The 1,435-nt window shown below is 53.6% G+C and carries 1 protein-coding gene and 2 pseudogenes; 2 read left to right on the top strand and 1 reads right to left on the bottom strand.

The window, feature by feature from the left end; genetic code table 11:
• A partial coding sequence (locus tag FTU50_RS15250; RefSeq protein ID WP_159139002.1) for a LysR family substrate-binding domain-containing protein occupies nucleotides 1–812 on the top strand: 812 nt, incomplete at its 5' end.
• Nucleotides 813–1,009: 197 nt separating this feature from the next.
• On the opposite strand, the pseudogene FTU50_RS15245 reads toward FTU50_RS15250, so the two are convergent.
• Nucleotides 1,010–1,237 (bottom strand): annotated as a pseudogene (locus tag FTU50_RS15245) (IS4 family transposase); the annotation flags it as partial.
• Between the two features lie 89 nt (nucleotides 1,238–1,326).
• Here FTU50_RS15245 and FTU50_RS15240 point away from each other — a divergent pair.
• A pseudogene (locus FTU50_RS15240) lies at nucleotides 1,327–1,435 on the top strand (dihydropteroate synthase); the annotation flags it as partial.

Below are 1,435 nucleotides of genomic sequence, written 5' to 3'. Positions count from 1 at the left end.
AGGATAACCTTGGTGTCCTGCTATTTGAGCGCCATGCGCGGGGCGTTCGGCTAACAGACGCAGGCAGGCACTTCATGGAGCGTGTCACGGCGGGTGTCGATCAACTCGATCACGCAGTGAAGACCGCAGGCATGACAGCTCAAGGAGAATACGGCCGGCTTCGCATCGGCATCCATGCCTTAATCCCACGCAGCTTTCTCACGGAGCTGATCCGTCATTATCGGGAAGAACATACGGGCATTGAGGTTGAGATCACCGAAGGCACAGCCCGCGATGCGGTGATGCAGCTTCGTGCTGACCAGCTCGACGTGGTGTTCGTCGCGGGCAAGCCCGAGATGCCCGACTGCCATACCCGACCGATCTGGACCGAACCGCTGGTGGCCGTGCTATCGGATGGGCATCGCCTCGCCGGGCAGTCCGCAATCACTTGGTCCGATCTGGTCGGCGAGACTTTCATTGTTCGCTATGGTGGCACCGGCCCGCAGGTCCATGACCATATCGTGCTGCGCCTTGCCGGGCGTTGGCCCGCACCGTCGATCCGGCGCTTTGATGTGGGGCGCGACACGCTGCTATCTATGGTCGGACAAGGCTTCGGCATCACTATCGTCGGCGAGGCAACGTCATTGTTGCCGACGACCGGCATCGTCTTCCTGCCCTTCCTCGATGAACCGGAGCCGGTTGCCTTTACAGCCGTCTGGTCGCCGTTCAATCGCAACTCCGCACTGAAAAATCTACTCAACCTCGCAGGCAAAATGAAGCGTGACGGCGATTCGCCCAATCGTTTCCTGGATGGCACTCGACCGGCACGATAACGGCACAGGCGATCCATCCTATTTGCCGCCGATAGTATCCGGCAGCCCTCCGGCATCCTCTTTCCTGTTGCCCGTCCCGATTTTGCCTACTCTCTGATCGGCTCCGTCTCTTTTGCCGACTGGAGCCTGCATTGCGCGGAGGCCGAATCCTTTGGGGTCAGATCGCCGTAGTCATCACCATCGTTCTGGTGATGACACTGAGAAATTTGACGATAATCAAAATACTGACCTGCAAAGAAGCGCTGCATACGTCGATAAAATGATTGTGGTAAACACTTGATGGGCAAGGCTTTAGATGCAGAAGAAAGATTACATGTTTGCTTTAAAATAATCACAAGCATGATGAGCGCAAAGCACTTTAAATGTGACTTGTTCCATTTTAGAGATTTGTTTAAGATAAGATATAACTCATTGAGATGTGTCATAGTATTCGTCGTTAGAAAACAATTATTGTGACATTATTTCAATGAGTTATCTATTTTTGTCGTGTACAGAGATTATTATAGAAGCCCCCATGAATAAATCGCTCATCATTTTCGGCATCGTCAACATAACCTCGGACAGTTTCTCCGATGGAGGCCGGTATCTGGCGCCAGACGCAGCCATTGCGCAGGCGCGTAAGC

Source organism: Acinetobacter sp. YH12112, assembly GCF_013418945.1.
In the GTDB taxonomy this organism is placed as follows: domain Bacteria; phylum Pseudomonadota; class Gammaproteobacteria; order Pseudomonadales; family Moraxellaceae; genus Acinetobacter; species Acinetobacter indicus.
Note: the sequence above shows the minus strand (reverse complement) of the source record. Positions and strands in the feature narration are given on the sequence as shown.